Here is a 7,683-nt window from a genome sequence, read left to right as displayed (position 1 = left end):
AGCAGACCGGTATCGGCCCCACAAACCGGCAGCCGACCGAACCACGCCACGATCTCCAGCACGGCCCACCACCCGCACCCACAGAACCCACCGAAACCACCCCCGGAAACCGGTTACTGGACAGGGTTTCGCGACTTCTGTAGGTCTGGATGGGGCCACCCCGGCAACCGGCACCACCCGGGCCGACGGAATCAGCGGAAGCACCGAACACCCCGCACGAACCACCCACGCGGGTGGAATCCCCTGAACGCAGCACACACATCAGCCCCGGAACCACCCGGGCGGACGGAATCCCCTGAAGGCAGCTCATACCTCTGCGCGGGATCCGCGTAGCTGCGTCCTTCCCTGGCCGAGGTGGTGGGTGTCAAGGGTCGAACTTGTTCGAGCCCGCAGGGCCGCGAAGCGCCCTTGACACCCACCACCTCGGCTAGCACCATCTCGCAGCGGAGACCGCGCAACCACAGTCCTAATGCACCGGGCGCAACCACAGTCCCAATGCGCCGGCGCAACCACAGTCCCAATGCACGGCCCCGATGCACCGGCGGACGGCGTCAGGGCATTCGGTGGTGGGTCAGTGTTTGGGGTAGGCGGCGTCTACTTCTACTTCTACTAGCCAGCCGGTGACTGGGAGGTTTTCTATTTCCAGGGCGAAGCGGGATGGTCGGGATTTGTTGACTACGAAGGGCTTGGTGGGTGGGGCCGTGCCTAGGGGGACCGGGATGTACTTGCCGGTGGTCAGGTCGGTGTTGGCGAAGTACTGGCGGTAGGCGCGGTTCCAGCCGGCGAAGTCGGCGGCTGGGGCGCCGGTGGGGTTCTGGAGGAAAACGCGCATCGTGTAGACGTCGGAGTACGAGAGGCCGGCGGCTTTGAGGTTCTCGCCGATTCGGCGGAGGACGTTGATGCCTTGGGCCTCGGTGATGGTGACGCCTGCGGGGAGCGTGCCGCCCGGGAAGACGACGGTGTCGACGTACGACGTCTCGCTGCCGGCTGGTGCGCCCGTGTTCAGCGCGGCCGGGCCGAGCCCGCTGGTCTTGTAGATCGGCGTGTTCGCGCCGATGCCGACACCGTTGGCGATCATTGGGTTCGCCTGCCCGGCCGGAAGCGCCGGTACGACGGTGCCTGGGCGCGGTGGTTTCGGCCGGTCCCACCAGCCCGCGGCTCCGGCGGTGAACGAGCAGGAGGCGATCGCCACGACGACCAGCCCGATCAGGAGTTTGCGCTTCATCGGCTGGTCACTCTCGTGTGCAGGGCGGTCACGGCCGCCCGGGCGGACACCATCGCGCCGTGCTGCCAGGCGATGGCGTGGCTGAGGTGGTCACCGGCGAAATAGATGTTGCCGGTGGCATCGAGCAGTTTCGCGTAGACGCCGTCGGTCTGGGACGGCCAGCCGACCCACGAGCCGCGGGAGTACTCGGTGCCGGCCCAGTTCACCGAGAAGGTGGCCTTGATGTTCTTCCGGTAGACGTCGCCGTGGATCTTGGCGCCCTGGGCCAGGGCACGTTCGAGCCGGGCGGCCGGTGTGAGAGCGCCGTAGCTGTTGGCGTTGGACCCCGTGTTGTAGTAGCCGATCACCGTGCCGCGCTCGCCGTGGAAACCGGTCGACGGGTACCAGGTGTTGACCAGGTCGAGGTTGCTGTTGGTGATGCCGCCGTAGATCCGGTGGTCCAGCTCCCACCAGCGACGGGAGTACTCGATTCCGAGTTTGCCGGCGTTGGTCGGTACGGCGTACTTCAGCGAGGCGACGATGTCGGTCGGCAGGTTCGACGGGACCGTGGCCGCGATGTGCGGCGGCAGGGTGCAGATCGCGAAGTCGGCCGCGATCACCTTCGGCCGCGAGCCCGTGCTGTAGGTGACCTCGACGCCCGCGGTCGTGTTGCGCAGCCCGAGCACGGTGGCGCCGTACGTGATCTTCTCCCGGCCGATCGCCTTCTCGAACGCGTACGGGATCCGGTCCATCCCGCCGACCGGCTGGAACATCATCATCGCCTGGTCCCAGCCGAACTCGAACGAGAAGTAGTTGCCGACCCCGCTGGCCAGCACGTCACTCAGCCCGTACGGCGCTGCCGTGGTGCCGCCCTCCATCCCGGCACCCGGCTCGATCTCGTAACCGCGGCGACCGTCGGTGCCGGTGTACTTGAACCCGTCCACCTTCGACCCGACGGACCCGAAGCTGCGCAGGAAGCTGATCAGCGCATCCTTGTCAGTGGCGGTCAGGGCGGAGTCGAGCGCCCCTTGGTCGGTCGCCTTGGAGAGCAGTTCGGAGACGTAGCCGTAGACGTCCGCCTTGGCTGTGCGGTGCCGGATCGGCTTGTTGGAAAGGGAGGTGGCGCCTTCTCGGTACAGATAGGCGTCCGCGTTCTGGTTGACGAAGGGCTCGATCGCGACGCCGAGTTCACGGCAGTAGTCGAGCGTGACGTGGTGTTGCGGGATCCGGCCGGGGCCTGCGTTCATGTACTGGCCGGGCGAGAACTTCGCCCGCTGCGTGGCGCCGGTGAGGTCCTTCTCCTCGGTGCCGCCGCGCACTGTCCAGTTCCGGCCGCCTGGACGTTTGCGGGCCTCGAGCAGGGTGACCTGGTAGCCGGCCTTGCGCAGTTCGTAGGCGGAGGTCAGGCCGGCGATGCCTGCCCCGAGGATCACCACATGCTTCTTGCCGCGACCGTTCAGCTCGAGCCGCGTCGGCGCGGCGTACGCGGGAGTCTCGGCGACTCCGGCGAGGCCGAGCGCGCCCATCGCGGAATACATCACACCGGCTCCACCGGTGATGCCTACATGTTGGAGGAACTGCCTTCTCGTCTGGGCCATGCCATCTCCTCACTGGGCACTGAAGTAGCTGCCTAGGAAGGTAATAACAAAGTGTTTCCGCCCGGTCACAGTCCGGTGAGCACTCCGGGCCGAACCTGTCAGTATTGTTTCGGGTTAACGAACCTGTGCATCGTTGATCCTTGCCTGGAGCGTTGTCGCCACCGGCGCGATCTCCGCATAGACCCCCGGGAAGCCCTGTTCGGCGCAGCCTTTGCCCCACGAAACGGTGCCGAGCAGGCGGCCGTTGAGGACGAGCGGTCCGCCGGAATCGCCCTGGCAGGAGTCGATTCCGCCGGCCAGGTATCCCGCGCAGACGTTGTTGCTCGCGGCGTACCCGCCACCGGCGTACTGCTTGATTCCCAGGCAGACGGCGTCCCCGAGGTCGGGGACCGCTGCCTTCTGGAAGGTGTCCTCGGGTCCCGTGTCCTGCGTGTCGCCCCAGCCGTAGACGGTCGGTACGACGCCCTTGCGGTCAGCCTTGAGGTTGGTCTCCAGCCGGATCGTCGGTACGCCGGTGAGCGGCCGCGCCAGCGTGAGAACCGCGAAGTCGTTGCGGTAGTTCTTCCGGTTGTAACCCGGGTGAATCCAACTCGCCGAGATCGCCGACGTCTGGCCGGCGGAATCGTCGAGCAACTCAGCCCGACCCTGTACTGCGGTGTAGGTGGCGAGCGCCTGCGTCATGCAATGTGCCGCGGTGATCACCTTGTTCGGCCGGACCAGGACGGCGCCGCACCATTGGCCACTCGGGTCCGCCGAGTCCTTGTTGAGCAACGCGATCGCCCACGGTGCTTCGGAGGTGCTCGCCAAGGTTCCGCCGACGATCAGGTGGCGTGGTCCCTCAGCCACAGCCGGCGCAGTACCCGCCGATGCAAGGACGAGAACCCCAACGGCGAGCGCAGCACGAATTAGCATGCCGCGAATTTACTCCGAGTGGTCGCCTGATCGCGGTAGGCGACGATCAGCTGGCCGCTTGTCGGCTGGTGTCGGCGACGGCCCAGGTGGTCAGGAGGTGGTCGGCGAGCAGGTTGTCGAGCGTCAGTGAGCAACTTGCGCCGAAGAGGATGTCGGCGGTCGCGTCGGGGTGGTCCGCGGCGTAGGTGTCGCAGAGGTCGTGCGCCGCGATCTGCTCGTGGACAGCATCCGCCACCACGTGCTCGGTGAAGTACCTGGCCTGCTCGTCGGTGGCGCCCAGCCGCGCGGCGCCGGCGGCGTACCGGCGGTTGGGCAGGGTGGACGTCATCTCGAGTGCGGCGAGGTGGCCGAGCAGTGCCCCGGTCCAGCGGCTGTGCAGGGCGAAGAGCGACATCACGTTCGCCCAGGCCAGTGTCACCGCCGGTACTTCGGGGACGTAGTGGCCGTAGCTGTCATCGAGCCCCAGCCAGCGCATCGTCGTACGGAAGAGCTCGGAATGCATCCGCTCGGGCCGGCCGCCGCCGTACTCGTCGGCCTGGATCTCGACCAGTGCGGCCTTGGTCGCGCCGTCGAGCCGCGGGATGCCGAAGCTGTGCGGATCCGCTTCCTTCAGCTGGTAGACCGACCGGTTCAGCACGAACTCACGGAACTGGTCGAGGTCGGCATGCCGCTGCAGGTACGCCGCCAGCGGTGGTCCGTCGTCCGCGTCGATCAGCCGGCGGAGCTGCGCCGAGGGTGGTTCATCGGTCACCAGGCGGCGGCAACTCGTCTGCAGCCAGCTGGTCCACGGCTTCTCCAGCTCGGCGCGGAAGGCGAGGAGCTCGGGATCCCATTCCGCGTCCGGGGCGCTTTCGTCGAAGCCTCGGTAGTGCAGCTCATAAAAGCACCACAGCGCCAGGTGGAAGTCGTCGTCGGACCACGGTTCGGCCAGTTGTGGTGCGGGTCCGACTCCGCCCCGCAGATGATCGATCACCCAGGCGCTGAGTGGTCCGCGAGGTGGTGGTAGTTGCATCTGACGCTCCTTGGTTCTCCGGAGGCCCCCGGTACCCGGATCCATGCGTGCGTCTGGGTACCGGGGCGAGCATGAGCGACGCAGAGACTGTGATCCGGGCGTACGAGGACGGGCCGCTGCTGGTCCGGGGTGATTTCGAGCTGCTCGATGAGCAAGGCAACCGGATCGATCCGCAGCGTGGCACGATCGCGCTCTGTCGCTGCGACCGGTCCGCGCAGAAGCCCTTCTGCGACGGAAGTCACGCGTTGGTACGCCGGGGCAAGGCGGCCCGGGCCGCGAGAGCCTGACCGGGGCGGTGGGGTGGGGAAGGAATCAGTACTGAATGGAATCGGGGCTTACGGGCACTGTGAGGGTAAGGAATTGCCGGTTCTCGAGAACCCGCAACTCCTAGGCCTCGGCGTTGAGCAGACCAGCGTCGGGGTCGCTCTTTCTGTCGATTGATGATGCAGACTAGGGGCCAGGGCCGACCGGCTGGGGGGATCGGCGCTTCTTCAGGAGGTGACCGAGATGGAACCCGTGCCCCCGGTACCAGGGCAGGCCTCAGAGACCTTGCTGCACCAGGTCGCGGAAGTGATGACCGAGGTGTCGGCATCCCTGCAGGCCCCGATCGATCTCGACGAGACTCTCGACCTGATCACCCGGAGCGCGGCCGACACCGTGCCCGGCATCGTCGGGGTGAGTATTTCGCTGACCACCAAGGACGGCCGGATCGAGACCAGGGCGCCGACCAGCCCGCAGGTGATCCGGGCCGACCATCTGCAGTACGAGCTGCATGAAGGTCCTTGTCTGGACGCGGCGGTCGAGGATCCGGTGGTGATCGTCGACGACCTGGCGCACGATCCCCGCTGGCCCGTCTTCGGCCCGAAGGCGGCGGCGCTGGGGTTCGGTTCGCAGGTCGCGTTCCAGTTCCGGGCGGAGCCGCATGCCCGCGGCGCGCTCAACCTGTACGCCGGTGAGATGTACGGGATCGACCAGGACTCGATCCACCTCGGCAGCTTGTTCGCCGGGCAGGTCGCGGTGGCGATGGGCTGGGCCAGGCAGGACCAGAGCCTGACGGAAGCCCTGGCCACCCGGAACGTGATCGGCCAGGCGGTCGGCATCCTGATGGAGCGCTACAGCCTCGACTCCGACCGGGCCTTCGCCTTCCTGGTCCGCCTCTCCCAGTCCGGCAACACCAAACTCCGCACCATCGCCGCGGCCCTGGTCGAGTCCACGAACACCAACGCCAAACGCTGACTTCTCACCGCGCAACGGCGCAGCTCGGTTGGCTGCGGCGCTGGTACGAGCGGGCTCCGATGGTCAGGGCTGTCCCCAGGCCGGCGAAGGCAGCACCCCCGAAGAGCACCATCCACGCCAGGCCGGTCGGGGTGAACGGCCCGGAGTCTGCTTCGGGTGGGATCACACCGGCCAGTGTCAGGGAGCCCCAGATCGCCAGCGGTACGCCGTACAGGGTGAGGCTCACTCCGCCGATCCACGCCGGCAGCAGGAGCAACCAGCGCGGTAGGCGCAGGCCCCACCGCTGCAGCAGCGCCAGCACGAGAACCACGCCGACGAGCGACGCGGCAACGGTGATGTCGATGCCGAACCGCTCCAGCAGGCGACTCAACGCGGACAGGTCGCTGCCGTCCATCGCGGTCCGCCATTCCTGCGGCGTCACCCCGAGCGCGCTCCCACCGGATCCCCAGACCACCTTCACCATTGCCCAAGGCAACAGCCCCAGCAGGACCAGGTACGCCGTACGCCGCGCCCGGGTGGACGCCCTCCGAGAAGGCGGTCGAACCAACGGCGCGTCCGGTCGCGCGGAGACCGGATGATCCATGCCGCACCGGGCGCAGCGGGATTGCCGCCGTCTGAGCTGCACCTGGGTGGTTCCGAACATGAGCAGAGCGCCAACCAGAGCAGTGACCTGCGCAATCAGCGCGAGCGGGCGCTCCACGGTCCCTGCCGCGATGATCCCGACCCCGCTGAGCGCCAGGCCGAACGTTCCCAGCAACGCGGTCGCAGTCGCGAATCCCAGTGCGACCGACGCCGCCCGGGTGGTCGCCTGCGCGGACAGGATCCCGGCGACGCAGCCACTGAGCAACGCCAAGGAGACAAGGACAGCTGTCGGCCTCCCACCCGGTGGATCCCCCGCCACGTTGGCGATCGGGAACCCCGCTCGCCCACCCGCCAACCAATAGACCACCCAACTGCCGTAGGCGACCGCCCAGAGTTGCCCCGCCCGCGGCACCCAGTACGGCCACCGCCGCCACACCCCGACCAGCCTGTCCATGGTTTCAAGCGTCTGCTCTCCGTAGGGCGCGGCGGCTCCCTCGGGCGGGTGAATCGCCTCCCTCGCGTGTAGCAAGCGGATGGGGCGGGCACGGGGAGGTATGACTGTCTACGGCTTTCACGCCTCGCATGAACAGGTCCCGCCCGCCGACCTGCTGCTAGCGGTTGTGCGGGCGGAGCAAGCCGGGTTCACCGCGGCGATGTGTTCGGACCACTTCAGTCCGTGGAGTGAACGGCAGGGTGAGTCAGGGTTCGCGTGGGCCTGGCTGGGGGCGGCGCTGCAGGCGACCGGATTGTCGTTCGGTGTGGTGAACGCGCCCGGCCAGCGGTATCACCCGGCGATCATCGCGCAGGCGATCGGCACGCTCGGCTCGATGTACCCGGGTCGTTTCTGGGCGGCGCTCGGCACCGGCGAGGCCAGCAACGAGCACATCACCGGTGACGGCTGGCCGCGCAAGTCCGTGCGCAACGCCAGGCTGCAGCACTCGGTCGAGGTGATCCGGAAACTCTTGCAGGGCGAGGAAGTGAGCCACGACGGGCTGATCACAGTCGATCGCGCCCGGCTCTGGACGCGACCCTCCGAACCACCGGCGCTACTCGGTGCCGCCGTTTCCGAGAAGACCGCGGCGTGGGTGGCCGGCTGGGCCGACGGGCTGATCACAGTCACCGCCGAGGAGGATCACCTG

8 protein-coding genes are annotated in these 7,683 nt (G+C 67.8%); 3 read left to right on the top strand and 5 right to left on the bottom strand.

Features of this window, described 5'->3' with window-relative positions; translation table 11 throughout:
• Nucleotides 1-571: 571 nt before the first annotated feature.
• The 4 genes from VFG33_RS14870 to VFG33_RS14855 form a co-directional block, all read right to left on the bottom strand.
• Complete coding sequence (locus VFG33_RS14870; protein WP_325026691.1) at nt 572-1,225, bottom strand: Rid family hydrolase; 654 nt, start codon at nt 1,223-1,225, stop codon at nt 572-574.
• Nucleotides 1,222-2,802 (bottom strand): flavin monoamine oxidase family protein, encoded by a 1,581-nt coding sequence (locus VFG33_RS14865; RefSeq protein WP_325026689.1) that lies wholly within the window; start codon nt 2,800-2,802, stop codon nt 1,222-1,224. Before VFG33_RS14865 ends, VFG33_RS14870 begins: the two co-directional genes overlap by 4 nt.
• Before the next feature lie 114 nt (nt 2,803-2,916).
• A complete protein-coding gene (locus tag VFG33_RS14860) occupies nt 2,917-3,714 on the bottom strand; it encodes a S1 family peptidase (protein WP_325026687.1) in 798 nt (265 codons plus the stop codon).
• A gap of 46 nt (nt 3,715-3,760) precedes the next feature.
• Complete coding sequence (locus VFG33_RS14855; protein ID WP_325026685.1) at nt 3,761-4,726, bottom strand: iron-containing redox enzyme family protein; 966 nt, start codon at nt 4,724-4,726, stop codon at nt 3,761-3,763.
• A gap of 71 nt (nt 4,727-4,797) precedes the next feature.
• On the opposite strand from VFG33_RS14855, the gene VFG33_RS14850 reads away from it, so the two are divergent.
• Together VFG33_RS14850 and VFG33_RS14845 are read left to right on the top strand one after the other, a co-directional pair.
• Nucleotides 4,798-5,013, top strand: coding sequence for a CDGSH iron-sulfur domain-containing protein (locus VFG33_RS14850; protein ID WP_325026683.1), 216 nt, complete (start codon nt 4,798-4,800; stop codon nt 5,011-5,013).
• 220 nt (nt 5,014-5,233) lie between these two features.
• Nucleotides 5,234-5,962, top strand: a complete 729-nt coding sequence (locus VFG33_RS14845; protein WP_325026681.1) for a GAF and ANTAR domain-containing protein — start codon at nt 5,234-5,236, stop codon at nt 5,960-5,962.
• 4 nt (nt 5,963-5,966) lie between these two features.
• Here the strand turns inward: VFG33_RS14845 and VFG33_RS14840 are convergent, their stop codons facing one another.
• Nucleotides 5,967-6,998, bottom strand: coding sequence for a hypothetical protein (locus VFG33_RS14840; RefSeq protein WP_325026679.1), 1,032 nt, complete (start codon nt 6,996-6,998; stop codon nt 5,967-5,969).
• Between the two features lie 100 nt (nt 6,999-7,098).
• On the opposite strand from VFG33_RS14840, the gene VFG33_RS14835 reads away from it, so the two are divergent.
• A partial coding sequence (locus tag VFG33_RS14835; protein WP_325026677.1) for an LLM class flavin-dependent oxidoreductase occupies nt 7,099-7,683 on the top strand: 585 nt, incomplete at its 3' end.

This window comes from Kribbella sp. (assembly GCF_035687465.1).
Taxonomy (GTDB): Bacteria; Actinomycetota; Actinomycetes; order Propionibacteriales; family Kribbellaceae; genus Kribbella.
The sequence above is the reverse complement of the archived record's forward strand: the minus strand, read 5'-3'. Positions and strand labels throughout refer to the sequence as shown.

Excerpts from the sequence above, each read along its gene's own strand:
- VFG33_RS14870 (WP_325026691.1), bottom strand. The coding sequence starts at position 1,225 with ATGAAGCGCAAACTCCTGATCGGGCTGGTCGTCGTGGCGATCGCCTCC.
- VFG33_RS14865 (WP_325026689.1), bottom strand. The coding sequence starts at position 2,802 with ATGGCCCAGACGAGAAGGCAGTTCCTCCAACATGTAGGCATCACCGGT.
- VFG33_RS14860 (WP_325026687.1), bottom strand. The coding sequence starts at position 3,714 with ATGCTAATTCGTGCTGCGCTCGCCGTTGGGGTTCTCGTCCTTGCATCG.
- VFG33_RS14855 (WP_325026685.1), bottom strand. The coding sequence starts at position 4,726 with ATGCAACTACCACCACCTCGCGGACCACTCAGCGCCTGGGTGATCGAT.
- VFG33_RS14850 (WP_325026683.1), top strand. The coding sequence starts at position 4,798 with ATGAGCGACGCAGAGACTGTGATCCGGGCGTACGAGGACGGGCCGCTG.
- VFG33_RS14845 (WP_325026681.1), top strand. The coding sequence starts at position 5,234 with ATGGAACCCGTGCCCCCGGTACCAGGGCAGGCCTCAGAGACCTTGCTG.
- VFG33_RS14840 (WP_325026679.1), bottom strand. The coding sequence starts at position 6,998 with ATGGACAGGCTGGTCGGGGTGTGGCGGCGGTGGCCGTACTGGGTGCCG.